General features: G+C 50.9%; 16 protein-coding genes and 1 pseudogene. 7 read left to right on the forward strand and 10 right to left on the reverse strand.

The features are described 5' to 3' along the window. Positions 1–2: 2 nt before the first annotated feature. The 6 genes and pseudogenes from GE107_RS08835 to GE107_RS08850 all read right to left on the reverse strand — a co-directional run bounded on the left by GE107_RS08835 (position 3) and on the right by GE107_RS08850 (position 6,182). Positions 3–431, reverse strand: coding sequence for a VOC family protein (locus GE107_RS08835; protein WP_219639311.1), 429 nt, complete (start codon positions 429–431; stop codon positions 3–5). A gap of 96 nt (positions 432–527) precedes the next feature. Then, positions 528–711, reverse strand: a pseudogene (locus GE107_RS26510) (DoxX family protein); the annotation flags it as partial. Between the two features lie 58 nt (positions 712–769). After that, the gene (locus tag GE107_RS08840; protein ID WP_219639312.1) at positions 770–1,765 is read right to left on the reverse strand and encodes a DUF1835 domain-containing protein; all 996 of its coding nucleotides are present in this window, start codon (positions 1,763–1,765) and stop codon (positions 770–772) included. Between the two features lie 180 nt (positions 1,766–1,945). After that, positions 1,946–2,074: a hypothetical protein gene (locus GE107_RS26515; protein WP_255570326.1), complete on the reverse strand. Its 129-nt coding sequence runs from the start codon at positions 2,072–2,074 to the stop codon at positions 1,946–1,948. 38 nt (positions 2,075–2,112) lie between these two features. After that, positions 2,113–2,982 carry an SDR family oxidoreductase gene (locus tag GE107_RS08845; RefSeq protein WP_219639313.1) on the reverse strand — a complete coding sequence of 290 codons (870 nt, stop codon included), beginning with the start codon at positions 2,980–2,982 and terminating at the stop codon, positions 2,113–2,115. Positions 2,983–3,245: 263 nt separating this feature from the next. Next, positions 3,246–6,182: a helix-turn-helix transcriptional regulator gene (locus GE107_RS08850; protein WP_219639314.1), complete on the reverse strand. Its 2,937-nt coding sequence runs from the start codon at positions 6,180–6,182 to the stop codon at positions 3,246–3,248. 182 nt (positions 6,183–6,364) lie between these two features. On the opposite strand from GE107_RS08850, the gene GE107_RS08855 reads away from it, so the two are divergent. Both GE107_RS08855 and GE107_RS26920 read left to right on the forward strand, forming a co-directional pair. Beyond that, positions 6,365–7,201 carry a PEP/pyruvate-binding domain-containing protein gene (locus tag GE107_RS08855; RefSeq protein WP_255570349.1) on the forward strand — a complete coding sequence of 279 codons (837 nt, stop codon included), beginning with the start codon at positions 6,365–6,367 and terminating at the stop codon, positions 7,199–7,201. A 184-nt stretch (positions 7,202–7,385) separates the two neighbouring features. Next, positions 7,386–8,837 carry a PEP-utilizing enzyme gene (locus tag GE107_RS26920; RefSeq protein WP_304516780.1) on the forward strand — a complete coding sequence of 484 codons (1,452 nt, stop codon included), beginning with the start codon at positions 7,386–7,388 and terminating at the stop codon, positions 8,835–8,837. A gap of 53 nt (positions 8,838–8,890) precedes the next feature. Here the strand turns inward: GE107_RS26920 and GE107_RS08865 are convergent, their stop codons facing one another. The 3 genes from GE107_RS08865 to GE107_RS08875 are packed head-to-tail and all read right to left on the reverse strand — an operon-like array spanning position 8,891 to position 10,623. Next, on the reverse strand, positions 8,891–9,286 hold the full coding sequence (locus GE107_RS08865; RefSeq protein WP_219639317.1) for a RidA family protein: 396 nt from the start codon (positions 9,284–9,286) through the stop codon (positions 8,891–8,893). Further along, complete coding sequence (locus GE107_RS08870; protein ID WP_219639318.1) at positions 9,283–9,951, reverse strand: hemerythrin domain-containing protein; 669 nt, start codon at positions 9,949–9,951, stop codon at positions 9,283–9,285. The genes GE107_RS08865 and GE107_RS08870 overlap by 4 nt, the downstream gene beginning before the upstream one ends. A gap of 39 nt (positions 9,952–9,990) precedes the next feature. After that, positions 9,991–10,623, reverse strand: a complete 633-nt coding sequence (locus GE107_RS08875) for a hypothetical protein (RefSeq protein WP_219639319.1) — start codon at positions 10,621–10,623, stop codon at positions 9,991–9,993. Between the two features lie 365 nt (positions 10,624–10,988). Between GE107_RS08875 and GE107_RS08880 the strand changes: the two genes are divergently transcribed. The 5 genes from GE107_RS08880 to GE107_RS08900 all read left to right on the forward strand — a co-directional run bounded on the left by GE107_RS08880 (position 10,989) and on the right by GE107_RS08900 (position 18,020). Continuing rightward, positions 10,989–11,969, forward strand: coding sequence for an ABC transporter permease (locus GE107_RS08880; RefSeq protein WP_219639320.1), 981 nt, complete (start codon positions 10,989–10,991; stop codon positions 11,967–11,969). A gap of 15 nt (positions 11,970–11,984) precedes the next feature. Continuing rightward, positions 11,985–12,899 (forward strand): carbohydrate ABC transporter permease, encoded by a 915-nt coding sequence (locus GE107_RS08885; protein ID WP_219639321.1) that lies wholly within the window; start codon positions 11,985–11,987, stop codon positions 12,897–12,899. Positions 12,900–12,965: 66 nt separating this feature from the next. Further along, complete coding sequence (locus GE107_RS08890) at positions 12,966–14,567, forward strand: ABC transporter substrate-binding protein (protein ID WP_219639322.1); 1,602 nt, start codon at positions 12,966–12,968, stop codon at positions 14,565–14,567. A gap of 82 nt (positions 14,568–14,649) precedes the next feature. Next, the gene (locus tag GE107_RS27095) at positions 14,650–16,386 is read left to right on the forward strand and encodes a sensor histidine kinase (RefSeq protein ID WP_219639323.1); all 1,737 of its coding nucleotides are present in this window, start codon (positions 14,650–14,652) and stop codon (positions 16,384–16,386) included. A gap of 8 nt (positions 16,387–16,394) precedes the next feature. Beyond that, positions 16,395–18,020 carry a response regulator gene (locus tag GE107_RS08900; RefSeq protein ID WP_219639324.1) on the forward strand — a complete coding sequence of 542 codons (1,626 nt, stop codon included), beginning with the start codon at positions 16,395–16,397 and terminating at the stop codon, positions 18,018–18,020. A 61-nt stretch (positions 18,021–18,081) separates the two neighbouring features. On the opposite strand, the gene GE107_RS08905 is transcribed toward GE107_RS08900, so the two are convergent. Continuing rightward, positions 18,082–18,684 (reverse strand): class I SAM-dependent methyltransferase, encoded by a 603-nt coding sequence (locus GE107_RS08905; RefSeq protein WP_219639325.1) that lies wholly within the window; start codon positions 18,682–18,684, stop codon positions 18,082–18,084. Between the last annotated feature and the right edge of the window lie 19 nt (positions 18,685–18,703).

The following is an 18,703-nucleotide window of genomic DNA, read 5'->3' on the forward strand; positions in this document are numbered from 1 at the left end:
CCTTATTTCCAGATCTCTTCGACATATTGGCTGTTGAAGTCACCGGTCGGAGGGATGACGGTAATGACATCGATCAAGATCCCGTTGGGATCGGAAGTGATGAAATGCCGCTGTCCAAAATCCTCGCTCCGGATCTCAAGCTCGAGGGGAAGCTTGGCTCCCCGAATCAGACGTTCGTATTCCGCATCAACGTCGTCTACCTCAAAGTTAAGAATCAGTCCCTTTACTTTGGTTCGATAGGCGTCGGGAATGGTCGGATGGGCCGCGTCGAGAATAGCCAACTCGAACGGGATGTCGTTTGAGGACATTTTCAAGCTTACATACCAGTCCGCTTCGAACATCTTCTCGAATCCGAAATGCTCCATATAAAATGCTGCCGTCGTAACAACTTGCTCTGTCAGAATGACGGGATAAAAACTGGATACTTTCACATCAACAACCCCTCTCAGTCAGGATAGGTTTACTTTAACATACATACAGAATGTATGTAAATAGGGCTCGCGCGGCACATGGGGGTTTCCGCTTCCTTAAAGTTTGCGGCTCTTCGGACGCAGCGCCCACGAGGCGATATTGAGTGCGCATAGAAAAGCGGAAGGATTACATGGAACCCGCAATCGCCGTAATCGTTCGCAAACAAATCAGATAAAGCCGCACCCGTCATTAAAAAAAAATACCGGCATGAGCCCATACTTTAAGCCGAGGAAAACCCGGTCGGTCAAATCGACATTCGTGGCCGAAGATCCTCTCGTCCAAACGGCAAGTTATTCCTTTATTCCCTATAAACCAATTGCTTTCTCTCAGCGTCCCATCGCCATGTTAAATCTCCATGCAGCCACAGGCCACCGTACCACTCATTCATTCCCTTCACCTTCAGCCAGTCCTTTTCCCCTGCTGCTACTTCCATCCCTACCTCCGTTAACGCGACTTCGCAGTTTTCAAAAGGGGCAGCTTCCTTTCGATAATCAGGAACTGTATGAGGACCGCGGATCTCTAATAATGCATTCGGTTGTTCCGACATGCTCCTTAACCGATACCAAAATTCCAAATCACCCATTCCTAGCAAGCTTAAGCGGCTCCCGATCTCTTTAAACAGCTTGCGCGGGGTATCCACCCCATGCCGGACAAGCTCCAAGGTTGTCTGTTCTACGATTCCCAGCCCATTCCTTGCGGAAGGCAAACGGGATACATGCAGTTCAAGAGCCGCGTGAGCGAAGGGCAGCGCCGACGTGTCTTCATGCAAAATTGCAACATGCCTTACTATATCCGGGGAAGCGTATGCGTCCCAGATTCTGCTGCCCGTCTTAAGCTCCTTCTGTCCGATCCTCTGCCACGCACCTGCCAATGTTTCCAACTGTTTGGTTGTAAGCTGGCCCAATCCTCGAAACAAATCAATCCCCGGGTAGTCGCCGATACATAGCAAATTTAGCTTTGTATGCCCAATTGACCGCCTTGAAAACCAATTCAATAAATAGCATAACATGAGCTGATCAAACAAATCATGCTCGAACCAGAATACAATCTCGTCGTAATTACGGAAGTTTAGCAAAATCTGTTCTTGCGACTTATAATGGGTCAAATAATCATCTGCCGAAATCCCCAGGGTTCTCTCCAAATATTCCGCTCTAGGCGACCTCTGATGGAGCTCGTCCATCTCAACGAATACCGGGCCGACCGGATACACTTCTCTCCAGACCAGGATATCTCCGCGAATATTCGCCTTTCTCAACTTAGCGCCGACAACATCTCCGTTGACGATATGGAGCATCGAAACTCCCCCTTCAGCGTTCCGTTCCAATATCGGAAAGATTCGATCTTCAACCGGTCATTCCCTGCCAATAATCCGGCCCCCATGGATTAGACAATAAAAAGAGTCAGCCTCATGCATCACGATAAGCCGACCCCATTAATTCCTTTTATTTTTTCTGCTCTTTATCGGCCTGAAACTCTACATCCATTCGAACGACAGCCCGGCGCTTTGCTCCGAAGCGGCCACCATGCTGACCGACTCATGCCCCGATACGCAGCCGCTTAACAGAACAAGCAAACTAACGGCACATACTAGCATCTTTTTCATCCGTCATTCACTCCAATTCCTTCGAAACATAAAGCCTTCTATCGGCTGATCTTCCACTCGGCCGCCGTTTCGGCAACGAATGCTTCGAAGGAAATCGGCTCCCGCATGAGGATTTCGCGCTGAAGCTCGAAATCGCGCTCCGTCGCCGCCAGGCCCTTCTCTTGGAAATACCGATACATGATTTTCAAGTCGCGAGCCAACCATTCCGGGAGAACCATTCGCGCTTGTTCAAACCAGGCGTCCAAATCGTCCCCGCCATAACGGACTTCCTCTCCGAATATACGGGTGTAAATGCTCGCAATCGATTCCCCCGTCAGCGGATCCGGACCGATGACCGGATACTCTTTGCCCTCATAGCCGTCCAGAAGCAGCGCATTCACGGCCGCCTCCGCGATATCTCTTGCGTCTACGCGATTCAATCCGATCGAACCGATCGGCTGTGGGTAAATTCGATAACCGAGTATCGCATCCCGAAACATGTAATCATTCTGGTAGAAATTGTTCGGACGCAGAATGGTGTACTTGGCTCCCGACTGCCGAACCGCTTCTTCAATTGGAATCTTGCTTTTGAAATGGGGAATATGCTTGGAGTCTTCCGGCATCGGTACCGATAAATACACGATTTTTTTGACGCCGGCTTTTTGAGCCGCTTCAACCGCAGCTAGGCCTTGAGCGGTTTCCGTGGGAGAGAGGGCATTTAATAAAAATACGGCATCCGCTTGATCAAAAGCCGTTACCAGCGTATCGGGCGATTCCAAATCTCCCGGATAAACGCTGACGGATGCGGGCAACCGCTTCGCGGCATCGGCATTCCGGGTCAACACCCGAACCCCCGCCCCCCGCCGGACCAAATTTGCCGCGACTTGACTTCCTACCGTACCGGTACCGCCCAACACAAGTACATTCATCTTCAGCTCACCGCTCCTGTACCATCATTTTCTACTGACACTATCCAAATTTACAATGTATACAAATTGGGGCCTATCGAGTAAATAACGTATTTTCGGAGCTCGAATGACGTATTTTTAACGTAAGTAAAAACGACTTCGTCGTCCTCAAGGAACAGAGAATGTCGTTTTTATCGAAGATCATTCAGAAATGAATTCTGAATGATAAAAAAAAACCGCTCATCCCCTTCTCCAATCGGGTGATGAGCGGCCTTCCGCATGAGCTAAGCTTTCATCAAATATTTAACCAGCGAAGCTCTTGAGTTGATACCCAGACGCCGGTAGATGTTCTCCAGATGCGTGCTTACGGTACGCGGACTAATAACCAGAATCTCCGCGATTTCAATGTTCGTCAATCCTTCGGCCACCAGACGGGCAACATCCATTTCTCTCTTGCTTAATTCCGGTTCTTTGTTCGCAGCGCTCGCCGCGTTGGGCTTTGGCATGCGAATCCCCAGCTTTTTCATGAGGTCTTGCGTCATGTACAAATCATGTTCGGCATCCAGATGTTCGAATATCTCCATGCATTGAAGCAGGATGTTCTTGGCCGCTTCCGGATCTTCCTTCAGCATGATCGCACCGGAGACAAGCAAGGAGCGAGCATGTTCCAAGGGCATTCTCAGCTCCGCAAAGCAGCTCGCCGCTTCCTGGATGCGGATCAAAGAAGATTCCCGGTTCCCATACGCCAAATCGACTTTGCAATACAACCGCTGTCCCAGCGCCCAAGCGAAGAGGTTCTCTTCTTTCCTGCCGGCCAACAGCTCCTTGGCGGTTTCCAGCGCTCCTTCCCGGTCACCTGCACCCAGTTGAATTTCCCCCCACAAGGCAAGGTTAAACCAAGGAAAGCAAACATAATGAGGTCTTGTTCGAGACATGGAAGCATAATAGCCTGCCGCGCTATCCGTACCCAGGGCAATCATCATCCCGACCGGGGCCATCATGTCCGCGATATGCCCATCTTTGGTTGGGAAAGCGGGGACTAGACGCATCATATCGTCCAGACACATCTGAGCGTCAGCGTATTTACCCATCCAAGCATAAACAAAACCCTTGGTAATATAAGCATAGATTAACGGACGGCCGACGTCGATTCTCTTGGCTTTAGAGAGGCTTAGATCGGCCTTGGAGGCGGCCAGCTTCCAATTGCCGCCTAAGAGATCCGCTTTGACCTGTATCCAATAGCTGCGGATCTCGTGTTCCAGAGCATGCATGCTTCCCGCAACTTCCAGGGCTTTCTGCGAATAGGTTCTGCTTAACTCGTACCTGCCGCAGAACGTAAAGTTTATCGAACTTAAGAAATATCCGCGAAACAGCGTTTCCTCTTCAACCTCCATCTTCTCCAGTCTTTCGATCAAATCCCGAACCTTATCCGGCTTATAATTCTCCAGATACACGCAGGATGTCCAATAATCGATTTCCGCTACGACCGCTTGAGCCGCAGCCCGAGGGGTTCCAATCAACTTGTGCACCGCTTGAATTTCCTCATAGATTTGGCAATATTCCTTGGACCTTTTGAGCCGGCTGAGGAACGTTAGATTTGTATACAGAAGTTGATAACAGACTTCGGGGAAATCCTGCTGCCTTCTTGCGAGATTTAAGCCGTCTTCCAGATATTGAAGGGACTGGTCGATTTCCCCCGACTCCCAATAGATCACCGATAATAATCCATGCACCCGCGCGATTTCAACTTGATCATCATATTGAACGTACGTTCGAATGGCCTCCAAGCAATACCGCTCCGCTTCACTTCGCTCCCCCAGCATTCTATGGACTTCCCCCAAACGCTGAAGGAGCCGGGGAATTCGGCTTTTTTCCTCCGGCAGCTTGCTTGTTCGGATCAACCGGAGGACCGATTGATAATATTTTGCGGCAGAAGCGTAAGCGTGCAACCGATAGGCCCTCTCCGCCTCCTGGAGGAAGACGCGGATCGTTCGAACGGGGTCCGCTTCCGCCCCCGCCCCCTCATACAGATGAGCCAAGTGCTCGGTGTCGTCAAACCCGATCTCTTCCGCAACCTCAATGTAATGCATATAGGCACGCCGCCGAACCATGATCGGAAGCTCTTCGTAAACGACATCCTTCGCTAGAGCATGATAGAAGCCGTAGTGGACCTCCGTATCTTGAATCTCTTCATAAATAAGCCCTGAAGTTTTGAGCCTTTGTATGGCGGCCAGAAAGTCATCTTCATTCATCTGCGTGAGGCGATGAAGAATCCGATGGGCCGCAGTCCCCTTGGACAGGGCCGCGTAGAGGAGCACTTTGTGATCCCCGCGATCGATCCGCCCGATACGGTCTTTCATCAACTCTTTGATTCGATAGGGAATCGCTTCGATCGACGGGATGGAGAGCGTCCAATCCCCATCAGCCTTAGATAATACACCCGTTTCGAGCAAAGAATGAATCAATTCATCGATAAACAAAGGCACGCCCTCGGAATGTTTCATGAGTAAGGGAATTAAGCCATCGGGCAACGCTGGTCCCAGCCGGTCTGTAAGCAGACGAGCAACTCCGCTTTCACTCAAGCGATGAAGACGGAATTCTTGAAAATACTCTTCTTTTCGCAACGATTGGATAAAGCCGTTTACAGGATGATTCACGGATAATCCAAACGTGTCGACGGTAAACACCAGCAGGAGAGGAAAGGTACTCATTCCGCGGCTCAAGTAGTGGAGAAATTCCAAGGAAGCAGGATCCGCGAAGTGCAGATCCTCCTGTACGATTACAAGCGGCTGATTTTCCGCCATTCGCTCTATGAGGCATACCAGGGACTCGAATAAACGCGTCTTCTCCAATGCGGGATCTCCTGCTCCCAGCGGCTCAGGAAGCGGGAATCGGCGCAACAGCTTGCCTAAGTCGGGCAGGTCCTTTGCCCACGCGGCTGCCTTCTCCGGATCTACACCGCGGAAACTCTGATTCAACATTTCAATCACCGGAGTATAGGCCGCATCTCCTCCGATAGAATAAGAGCGGCCAAGCATGATTTTGCATTGATGCTCACCGGCGATATTCATGATTTCCTGGGATAGCCGGGTTTTCCCGATACCTGGTTCACCCAGGATGGTAACGATAGCGCCTATTCCATCCTTCAGGTTGGCAAGGATCGCGGGAATTTGGTTGAAGTGCTTCTCCCTCTCGACCATTGGTGAATTCTTCAAGATCATGATTGGAAAACAACCCTTCTATGGGGACTCACGGTCAATCCTTATTTGAAGATATATTTTCTACGCGTTGCATGAATTGTCCTTTACCCTATATACGTAATTTTCCTGATAGCTGAACGACCGCCATTCACGTATGATGATCGTAGGAGAGGGTAAGTGAGGAGTGTTGGTTTGTGAGCAGGATGATTCCCTTTACCGAGGCACGGGCAGAGGACGAAGTCGGCGAAAAGGCGAAAACCCTAGCGTATCTGCTGAAGTCCGGGTTCCCTGTGCCCGGAGGATTCATGATTCCGGCTCATGCCTTCGAGTCTGTCATCCAAAGAGATCAAGACCCGAATAGGTGGGTTCTCCCAGCGTTATTGCGTCAAGAAATTGAGGCAGCTTACAACCGATATGTGAAACCTCCCGTGGCCGTTCGTTCCTCCTGTTCCACGGAAGACCTGGAGTCGGCGTCGTTTGCCGGGCAATTCGAAACGATAATCAACGTTACTTTCGTTAACTTGATGGAAGCGATTATGCGCTGCTTGCTTTCGGTCTATCAGGGCCATGCCCAATCCTATCTGGTAAATAGATTCCCTGCAGGCGGCCAGGCCCCGGCAATGTCCATTATCGTTCAGGATTTCGTAAATGCCGACGTTGCCGGGGTTGTCTTTAGCAAAAACCCCCTGACAGGAAATGAAGATGAGATGATCGTCAATTCGAGCTTCGGATTAGGCGAGGCGGTTGTATCCGGCCTCGTCACTCCGGACGTTTTCATTCTTTCCAAACCTGAGAGGGCAATCCTGAGAAGGCAACTCGGAGACAAAGCCTGCAAGACGATCCCCGATCGGGATGGGACCCGCATCGTCGAAACGGGCCCTGAAGAAAAATCGATGACAAGTTTAAGCGATGAACAGCTGTATGAACTCCGGAACATGACGATGGCCGTTGAATCGCTTCTTGGCCGTCCGGTCGATCTTGAATTTGCATACCGCCAAGGAAAATTATATATCCTGCAAGCAAGAAAGATTACCGTTTGAAGGGAGAAAAAAAAAGATGAACCCTTTATCGGACTGGAAGAACAACTTGATCCTAAGCGAAAACGATCGACAGCTGGGATTTTGGATGCTGGATGATGCTCATTTCTCCAGACCGTTATCTCCTCTGTTTGCCTCCTTTATGTTACCCGCCGTCACAACAGGAACCAAGCGAGCCTTTGAAAACATGAAAATGCCCGTCGTTCAATTCATCGCGAAGACCGATCAAGGTTACTATTATCAGACGATGCCTCCCCATCCCGAGCCGCTCGAAGAACGAATGGTCAAGCATAAGAAAAAAATGGAGGAGTATTATCCTCAGATTCAGTCGTATTTGGAGCGCAAGGTGAATGAATTCTTTATGCCATTCTATAATACGTTGTCTGAACGGTCTGCGAAGGATTTATCGTTGAATGAAGCCCTGCAGTACATAGAAGAATTGCAGGATTTCTATATGAAAGCGTGGGAGTACCATTTTGAAATCTCGATCCCTCGAACCTATTTGGCGATCGAGTTGGAGGAAGCTTACGCGAAGGTGACCGGGGCAGAACGTCCTGATGAGGTGTACGATTTGTTGAAGGGGATCATGAATATGTCTCTTGAAACCGATCGCGGATTATGGCTATTAGCCGAACAGGTCAAAACCTCCGCATTACTTCGCGCTGCTCTAACGACGTCAGGGAATCCGATGAAAACCCTGGAGCAAACAGCGGAAGGCAGGGAATTCATGAAGGAGCTGCGGGATTTCTTAAATATCTATGGTCACCGTACCGCGATGACCCATGAGTTCATGGAAGAAACATGGTTTGAGAATCCGTCCTATGCTTTGTCCGTCATTACGAATTACGTTCGGAAGGAATACGATTTCGACAAGGAATTCAAGCAAGTCGTTGCCGAACGCCACGCTAAGGTGTACGAGCTGTTCGAACGCCTTCCCGAAGGGGAAATGACAAACCGTTTTAAAGAAATCTACGGATGGGCGCTGTCTTGCTGGGGGGCTGACGAGGATCATCACTTCTACATCGATGCGATGATGGCAGCCAAATCCCGATACTTCTTGAAGAATGTAGGGCGCACTTTGGTTCAGCATCGAATTCTTGCCGGTGAAGAGGACATTTTCTTCTTATACCTGGATGATTTGTTGGAGGTCCTGCAAGAGCCTAAGGCCCTTCATGAGGTCGCCCGGGAGAATCAAAATCGATTGAAAGAATATCAGGGCAAACAGCCGAATCCTTTCTTCGGCACCCCATCGGACGAGTTGCGGAATCCGGTCATTGAGCGTATTTTCGGATTGCCCCAAGACCTCGTGGAAGAACAAGCGAAATCCTTCAGAGGATACGCAGCTTCTTCGGGCATGTATACCGGCAGGGTCAAGATCATTACCGGGCAAGAAGATTTCCACAAGCTGAATAAAGGCGATATCCTCGTGTGTAAAACGGCGACACCGCCTTGGACGGTTCTATTCTCCGTCGCCGGCGCCCTCATTACCGATGCTGGCGGAATCCTGTCGCACGCCAGTATCGTGGCCAGGGAATATAAGCTTCCCAGCGTAGTCGGCACGAAGGTGGCAACTTCGATCTTAAAGGACGGAGACGAAGTCACCGTAGATGGAACGAACGGGGTTGTTTACTTGGCGTAAATGGCACAAAGGAGCTGTGCAGACAGCTCCTTTCGACGTTTGCCTGAATCGCTTTATTTCACCGCAGTCGCTTCGATCTCAACCAACAGTTCCGGAAAAGCCAGTCTTGAAATCCCGAGCAGCGTGGCGCTCACCTGAGCGTTTTCTTGGGTAAGGCGCCCCACGATCACATCGTAATTGGCAAAGAATTGATCAACATCCGTCGTATAGTAGTTAAGCCTTACCACATCCGACAATGCGTATCCCGCTTCGCTTAACACGACTTCCAGATTGTCCATCGATTGCTTCATCTGGGCTCGCATATCTCCGATATGGATCGGCTTGCCATCCGGATCCATGGACGTTTGCCCGGCGCAATACAGCACGTGCTGCCCCGCCTTCACCTCGGCTGCCTGCACGAAGCCCAATTGATCCTGCCACTTCCACGGATTTATCGTTCTGTGTCTCATGCCAATCTTGCCTCCAGCTCCGCCCAGTCATCGGCCGAGAGAACGCTTCGCGCCAACTTGCCGGCTGCCTCAAAAACCTCCGGCGGAGCGAACTTCTTCATGGGACCGAACATCTCGAGACGATCATGAATGTTACATCCCGGGATCATGTACTGCAGAAATAATCCCATCTTCTCCGGGGGAATATTGGATTCGATCTCATGGCCTAACGCGATTAATTGTTCATCGGTACGTGCAGCCCAGAGCATTTCCATGCCTATCGTTTCTTCCCTATGCAGGTGAGCCAAATAATGAGAGGCAAAATGGAAATAATCCAGCACGAATTTTTTCGAGATCTCCAGGCGTTCGTTCGGGTTCTCCATTTGCGCAATCGTCTGCAGAAGACGATCAAGTTCGGTCAATTCCTTATCGAGGGAAACATGGTCGTTCTCTAATATCTGTGCTTTCTCCACGCTTTGTTCTTTGTAGATAGGATCACAATAATGATCCTCATGTTCTGCGTGAGAGTGAAGCATTCTAAACAAAGGCTTGCATTGCTGGACCAACTCGTCAACTTGCACAGAGTCTGTGAAATCCATCGAACTCACTTTCAAGGATGCATGGGCTAAGCCGTAACGTACTCCTTTGTGAATCGCCGTAAAAAATCCGTCGAATCTCTTTGCCATCGGGCAAACACTTCCTTTGATTTTGTTATGTGATGGATCTCATTTTATTTTTTGCTGCTCTTCGTCGGAAATGAAATACGCATGAATGTCGTAGTGCGGAACTTCAAACCCCTCATGCCCGTGAGCCTGGAACTCCACATCCATTTGGACGACAGCGGGGGACGGGACTCCCTTCATGCCGGGAAGGTTGACATGGTTAACTCCCTTTTCAAAATCATCCTGGGCAATCATATATTCGAGGAACACGAGCTTCCCTTCGTACACGCCATAGATTGGCCCGGTCGGAAGGTCGCCGGCTTGCGGATTCGCCCAATGTTCGCCCATGGCGGGAACAACCCCCGATATTTTAATGGACCCTTCTGGCAGCGCCAGCACATACGCTTCCTGCTTCGCTTTATCCCAACTTACATTCTGTGCGTGTACGGCATCTGCCAAATCCCGGATCCAGACCGTCGGTTCGCCGTTCTTCATCCGAATCGAAACGGTTTTGCCGTTGAATGCTGCGGTTTTATGATCCTTGTTTACGGAAAAGGTCTTGCCGAATAACTCCGCGAATGCGTGGCCGGAGACATACAGCTTGCCATCAGCCGACCGATGGTTTGCCGTTGAAACCACTTGGACGCCATTGACTTGAACGGTGAGGCCTGCGCTTTTCCCCTCGGCCGCCGCCATGCTGTCCGTCCCATGCGCCGATACGCTGCCGCTTAACAGAATAAACAAACTAACGGCCAAGCCCAACATTTTTTTCATCCGTTAATCACTCCATTTTCATCGGAATTCGATTCCCGTTATTCCAAATTGGATTTCCGCCCCATGTTCCCGGCCCTCCTCCCCCTCGTGTTTCATGACACTTTCCAAATTTACTATGAACTCCATGAAGGCACTATCGAGTAAATGACGTATTCTCTAAATTCGAATGACGTATTTTTCTCATCAGGTAACGATCGAATAAATCAGGTCACCTGCGATAGAGAGAACCTCCATCCCGGACCTATATAATGAGGCCATCCTGATCGGGAAGAAGAGGTTACAAGGCTATGGCTAATCCATCCATCGTACGTTCAGCGTCCAAACGGGCACACCCGGAGCGGCAGAGTGGGATCGCCCGGCTGCTGAGAGACATTGCTAGAAATCGAGTGCTGCTGCTGATGCTTTTACCGCCAACCATCCTATTCTTTATTAATTGCTATATCCCGATGTTCGGCGTCCTCATCGCTTTCAAAAATATCAATTACGTCGATGGAATCCTGGGCAGTCCATGGGCGGGACTGAACAATTTCCGGTTCCTCTTCGCCACTTCCGATGCATGGCGAGTGACCGTCAATACGGTCGGCTACAATATCGCGTTTATCGTATCCGGACTGATCCTTTCGGTTACGGTCGCCATAGCGGTCAACGAAGTGCGCGCCAAGCTCGCTTCACGGTTTTACCAAACCGTGATGATTATGCCGAATTTCTTGTCCATGGTCGTCGTCAGCTATATCGTGTACGCCTTTCTGCATCCGGAATACGGCTTCCTGGTCAAATACATACTGCCCGTATTCGGATACTCCTCCGTGAACGCCTACATGCACCCCCAAGCCTGGCCCTACATTCTATGGTTGACGAAAATGTGGCACTCCGTCGGTATCGGGAGCGTCATCTATCTGGCATCCATAACCGGCATCAACGAGGAGCTGTACGAAGCCGCGGTCATGGATGGCGCCAGCAAGTGGCAGCAGATCACCCGCATTACGCTTCCGCTTCTGACTCCCGTGATGGTCATCCTGACGATTCTGAATATGGGCGGCATCTTCCGCTCCGACTTCGGCTTGTTCTATCACGTTACGCTCGACTCCGGCGCGTTGCGCTCCACGACCGATGTCATCGATACGTACGTCTACCGGGGGTTGATCCAACTTGGCGATCTGGGAATGTCTTCCGCAGCGAATTTTTACCAATCAGTAGTCGGCTTCTTCCTTGTTATCGGAGCCAACGCGCTGGCTCGCAGACTCAATCGTGATACGGCACTCTTCTAGAATGGAGAATGGAAAATGAGCAAAGCAGCTAGCGTTAATTCGTATCAGAAAGTGTCCAAGCCGGCGGAGGTCTTGCTTCACTTAACATTCATCGCGTTCAGTCTTGCGTGTATCCTGCCCGTCCTGCTGATCGTCGCCATCTCGTTCTCCAACGAGAAGATGCTTACGCTCAAGGGCTACAAGTTCTGGCCGAACGAGATCGATCTCTCCGCCTATCGCTACCTTTTTACCAATTCGGCTACGCTGGTAAGGGCATATGGGGTTACCTTAACCGTCACCTGTATCGGCACGATTCTCGCGGTCATGCTGATCGCCTTATACGCCTATCCCCTCTTCCGCAAGGACTTTCCATTCAAGAAGTTCTTTAATTTTTACCTTCTGATCACCATGCTGTTCTCCGGAGGGCTGGTTCCGTTCTATCTGCTGTATATCAACTATTTGCACCTCAGAGACTCGCTGATCGCGCTTATCCTTCCGGGTCTTACCAACGCGTTCTTCATCTTTATTACGCGCACCTTCTTTCAGCAGACCATACCGGAAGAGATGATCGAGTCGGGCAAGCTGGACGGGGCGTCGGAGTGGCGGATTTTCTTCCAGCTCGTGCTTCCCATATCGCTGCCGGTTCTGGCCACCATCGGCCTGTTCACGACGCTAACGTATTGGAATGACTGGTTCAACTCCTTGTTGTTCATCAACGATACCGACAAGTTTTCCTTGCAGTACGTGATGATTCAAATGATTCGCCAAGCGGAGTTCTTCAAGAACCAATTGGCGGGAAGCGGCGTCGCGCTGCTGGTGCAACAAGCGGTTCCGACGGAAAGTCTTCGCATGGCGATGGTTGTCGTCTCCATCGGTCCCATTCTGTTCGTCTATCCTTTCTTCCAGAAGTACTTCACCAAAGGACTCACGGTCGGAGCGATCAAGGGGTAAAAATGTCTAACTCTGGCGAAAACGCCGGTTAGAATATATGATTAATCTTATGGGAGGCAGAACGAAATGAAGGCAGCGAGAGGTTGGGTCTTGGCCTTAGCTTTGCTAATGGCGATCGTGTCCGTCATCTCAGGTTGCGGCAGCAAGGCTTCGAATTCGGAAGGTTCGCCAAGCGGGAAACCTTCGGCGACCAGCGCCGGCGCGTCATCCAGCGATGCAGGTTCCGGCAATCCGGACGTCTCCACGTATCGCAAGCTTAAAGTGTATACCGTAGGAAGTTTCCCCCAGAACGACACCAAGGCAGTCGTAGCGGAAATAAACAAATACCTGAAAGAAAAAATCAATGCCGAGATCGACTTCCAAGGACTTCCCTGGTCCTCCTGGGGAGAAAAGATGGCGTTGGCCTACCAATCCGGGGAACAGGTCGACCTGACCTTCGCTCCGAACTGGGCCGATTTTGCCAACAACGTTGCCAAAGGCGCCTTCCTTCCGCTGGATGGCCTGTTAGCGAAATACGGCAAAGGAATTACGGATACGCTGGACCCCCGCTTCCTTGACGGCGGCAGAGTGAACGGCAAAATTTACGCGATTCCGACGAACAAGGAAATCGGCGAAAGCCACACCATTATGTTCAGGAAAGACATTATCGATAAATACGGATTCGATGTCAATTCGATCCATACGCTGGAAGACCTGGAGCCCTGGCTTCAAACGATCAAGGAGAAGGAGCCCGGCCTCGCTCCGATTTGGCTGTCGGGCAGCGGTGCCGATACGCTTGGTTATTTCGACAAAACCAGAAAGAGCATGGAGGAGAACTTCCGCTACGAGCTGGTAGCAGGCGCGCCTGCCGCGATCGTGCTGGACACGAAGACGGACAAGATGATCGTTAACACCATGGAGTCCGATGCCGCGATTTACAGATTGAAGCTCTACGGCGACTGGTTCAAGAAGGGATACATCAACCAGGATGCCGCAACAACCAAGACGAGCGCCGAAGATGCGCTCAAAGCCGGCAAGACTTGGATGAAGTTCGGATCTGACAAACCCGATTCCGACAAGGAAGATTCGAGTGCCACGGGCATCGAACTCGTCAAGCTGAAGGGTAACGACCCTGAGATGAGCACGGCCAGCATCAGCAACTCCATGATGGCCATCGGACGTACATCCGTCGATCCGGAGCGGACGATGATGCTGCTGAACCTTCTTCACACCGACAAGCATCTCGTCAATCTGATCGACTTCGGCGTGGAAGGCCGGCAATACGTAAAGGTGGAAGGCAAGGATAATTTCATCAGGTTGCCGGACGGAATCGCTACCCGCGCGGATACCGGTTGGGCTCCGGGCATCGAGTGGATGTTCGGGAACCAGACGCTCACTTATTTGTGGGAAGGCGAGAGTCCGGACAAATGGGAGAAGTTCAAGGAGTATAACAATAGAGCCCATAAGGTAAAATCGTTCGGCTTCAGCTTTAATACCGAGCCGGTCAAAACGGAAGTGTCGGTAATCAGCAATATTGTCAAGGAATATCGCCCGCTGCTGGAAACGGGAAGCTTGGATGTGGACAAGGTACTGGCTGAATACAACGCTAAGTTAAAGGCCAACGGAATCGAGAAGATCCGCGCCGAGGCTCAGAAGCAATACGACGAATGGAAAGCGAAGAAAGCATAAGAGGCAAGGGGGAGGACTGACGAGGTCGGGTCTTCCCCCTTTCGCGCCGCTCTGGCGTGTGCGTGCCGGGAGGAGAGAGACTGTGAGACTATCATTGCGAATGAAAGTAAGCGCTCTCGTCCTGCTGCTGGTGACGCCTCTTTTTTTCTTTCTTTATTACACCAACGTCTATTCGACGAACATCGTACGGGAGAAAGTCGCCAAATCCGCCTCGGATACGCTGACCCTGCATCTTGGCGCTCTCGATGAGCTGCTGGAACAGACCACCAACTACTTGCTTCGAACGGCCAACGAGAGCATGCTGCTCGAGCTCTATTCGGAGAGCGGTCCTGACAGCGTGAATTATTATTTGTCCATTCGGAAATTGATGGACCAGTGGTATAGCGACGTCAGCTACTACTCCATTATTCGCACCGTGTTCGTATACCGTCACGACCGCGATGAGCTATTCCTCAGCAGCCGGAAGGAGTATTACAAGGAAAGGGACGACATTCGTTCCGGGCTGTCCTCAAGACTGAAAACGTCTTATTTTCCGACTTCCTTCAAGTGGGAGATCGTGAACGTCGGCGGCGAACCGGTCTTGTTCAAGACGCTGCCGGATAAGAGCGGAAGGCTGCTCATCGGCGTCCTTGTCAGCATCGATTCTTTGGCGCAGCCTCTTATCCAGTTAGAGTCGACAAAGAGCGACGAGAAGATCGGGATCATATCCAAAGACGGCCATGTGTTGTGGGGGCAATTCGAGGCTGAGGATCTTGTCCGCATCCGCAGTCAATTGAACCATCCGCCGAATCGCGCCAGCACGACCGTTCAACTTGGCGACGGCAGTTCCTATCTGTTCGTCAATAAACCCTCTCTGTTCTCCGACCTCAACATATTCATTCTCTTGAACGAGAAGTCGCTGTTAGACGAACTGCCGCTGTTCCAGCATGTGATTAAGGCCATACCCGTTGCCGTCATCATGATTTTGGTGATTTTGCTTATTCTATTGAGCCGGCTTGTGTTTAAGCCCATTCAGCGGTTGGCAAGCGGGATGCGCATCCTGGGTAAGGGACAGCTGGATTACCGGCTGAAGGAGGAGAACTCCAAGGAGTTTCAGTTGATTACGCAGCAGTTCAATCGGATGGCCGAACAAATCAGCAATCTGAAGATTGACATCTACGAAGAGCATATGAAAGTGCAGCAAGCCGAACTCAAGCACCTTCAGGCCCAGATCAATCCCCATTTTTTTATGAACTCCTTGAATATCGTCTACCATCTTGTGGAGCTTCAGAGGTACCCCCTCATCAAGAAGATGATCAGTCACTTGGTCTCCTATTTCAGGTTTATCATGAGCACCAACGATTCGTGGATTACCCTTAGCAGCGAAATGAATCATATCCGCAACTACATGGAGATCCAGATGGTAATGTATCCGGATAAGCTGATCTTCCACGATCAGCTGCCGAGGGAGCTCGAGAACGCGCTTGTTCCGCCTTTGCTGGTCCAGCCGTTCGTGGAGAATGCCATAAAACATGGCTTTATCAATAACGCTAAGCCATTCCGTATCGCCGTAACCGTGAGTGAGGAAGACGGGGAAGACGGAGTGCCGCGCTTGGCCATCCAAATCCGCGACTCCGGGCCGGGGTTCTCCGAACGGCAACTGGAGTCGCTCAACGCCGGAATTTACGAGAAGGCGCCGACGGACCGCCAATTGGGAATATGGAACGTTCGCAGACGGTTAAATATGTTCTATGACGAAGCCGCGAATCTCGCCTTCCGCAACGATCCGCAGGGCGGCGGAATCGTGGAGATGAGGCTGCCTATGCAGAGGAGGCTATGATCGTTCGTATGTACAGAGTCCTGATCGTAGACGACCAAGCGTTTGCCCTGCTCGGCTTGCAGCAAGGCGTGGACTGGAACGGGTTGGGCGTGACGGAAGTCTTTCTGGCGGATCATGTAGAACAGGCGGTGGAGTGCCTGGGGCAGCATGCCGTCGATTTGCTGATTTGCGATATCGAGATGCCCGGGAGGAGCGGGTTGGATTTGCTCGCTTGGGTGGAGCGGCACTCGCCGAACACCCTTACGATCATGCTGACTTGCCATGCGGATTTCGAATACGCGCAGCGGGCTATCCATCACGGGGCGTACCATTACTTGTTGAAGCCCGTCGATTACGCGCAGCTTAAGAAGGTGGCGGGAGATGCCATAGCGGAGGCCGGCAGGCAGAAGGAGCAGCATAAGTTCGAGGTGTTGATGAGGGATTATCGAAGAAAGTGGGAGCAGCAGCTTCCCCTCCTGGTGGAGCGTTTCTGGCAGGACATTCTCGGCCACCGCGCGTCTCTTCTTCCGGATTCGTTGCAACGGTCCGCACAGACGTACGGCTTGGACTTCAAGCCGGGCGATCGTTATATCCTGGTTCTATTGGGACTGGAACAATGGAAGGAAAACCTGAGCGCGCGGGATGAGGCCATCATGGAGTACGCGCTTCGCAATTTGGCCGGGGAGCTGATCTTGAGAGGGCTGGAGGGCGTCGTCCTTCAGGATCATGCGGGGCTTAATTTGGCGATTGCCTACGAGAAGCGCGAAGGGCCCCCCGTCGGCCACGTTCTGGAACGCAATTGCAGGCAATTCCTCAGCGAGTGTGAGCGGTTGCTGCAGTGTTCCTTGTCCGTCTACATCAGTCCGACGGTATTGCTGCCGGAGATCGTGAGTGCCTACGCATACGTGACGGAGAGAGAGCAACGCAACATTAGCCGCTCCAGGCAAGTGTTTACGCCTGTCTACCCGGCTTCCGACAAACCGCTGGAGCATATGCCGGCAGTGGTCCCCTTAAGCTTGTTTGCGGAATGGGCCACCATCCTGGAGCTCGGCGAACTCGAAGAACTGGATCGGCGAGTCAAGCAATGGTTCGGCAGCAGCGGGACGGACACATGGACGAAGGAATCGCATCGTCAGGTCATTCATGGCATTCTCTTTATTATTCACACCGTTCTAGCGAAGAAAGGTTTAGCCATGCACGAGTCGGCGGAGTTAAAGATCTTGACGGACAAGGAAAATTACCCGAAGCATTCCCTTGTCCTTCAGAGCTGGGCAAGGGAATGCCTCGGAGCAGCCGTACGGCTTCTTAAGACGAGCAACAATGCGTCCTCTGCCGTCGTCGCCAGGATCAGGCAATACATCCGTTCACGTCTGAGTCAGGAAATCACCCGTGAGGAGCTGGCATCCCATGTCTATCTCAATCCGGCGTATCTGTCCAGATTGTTCAAGAAGGAGACCGGGTTATCCTTGTCGGACGCCATCATTCAGGAACGAATCCAGGAAGCGAAGCGAATGCTGGAAGAAACGGAATACAAAATTACGGATATCGCGGAACACGTCGGCTATACGAGTCTGGGGAGTTTCTCCAATTTGTTCAAAAGAGTTGTCGGCGTCACGCCTCAGCAATATCGGGCAAAAATCAAGGTGAATAGCTGATCCCGTTGCCGAACGTTGCCTTCCATCCACAAATAGGCACGTCCATCCTGCTCACCCAATTTTACTTTCGAGAGTCAAGAACGAACATAGATGCATCCTGTCCCATGAATAGTTTGCTTCCCGTATAGAATGTTTTGGATTGAATAAGCCTATACCCGATCTTAATCATCATATCCGTCAGTTCTGCTTGATTAAAACCGTTATGTACGATATCTGGAACCACTTTTTCATTTTTGTCAAAATCAACGATCAGCAAGTGTCCTCCGTCATTCAGTACATCAAACAACCTTGCTAGGACAAATTCAACATCAGGAATGTGAAGCAGCACCTGCGCCATGAAAATATAGTCCGCACGAAGATCCGATAGACCTTCTTGTTCAAAATCAAAGCATAATGTATCTGCATGCCGAAGATTCAAATCGGAAATCTTTTTCTCTACTTGATTTATCATGTTTTGTGACGTATCCAGGAAAAGTATCGAATTGAATTCGTTTAACAGATTCATTCCGACAAGTCCCGTCCCGCAGCCAAAATCAATCGCATTCTTATCTTTAGCGTCAACTGCATATTCGCGGATCGCATCGGATGAAACCTTGGCAATATGGATTCTTTCAGGCGTGTCATACATACCCGCTATCATTTCGAACTTATCCGTATTTCCCATCGGCATCTCTCCTATCTAT

Source organism: Cohnella sp. CFH 77786, assembly GCF_019400745.1.
Lineage (GTDB): Bacteria > Bacillota > Bacilli > Paenibacillales > Paenibacillaceae > Cohnella.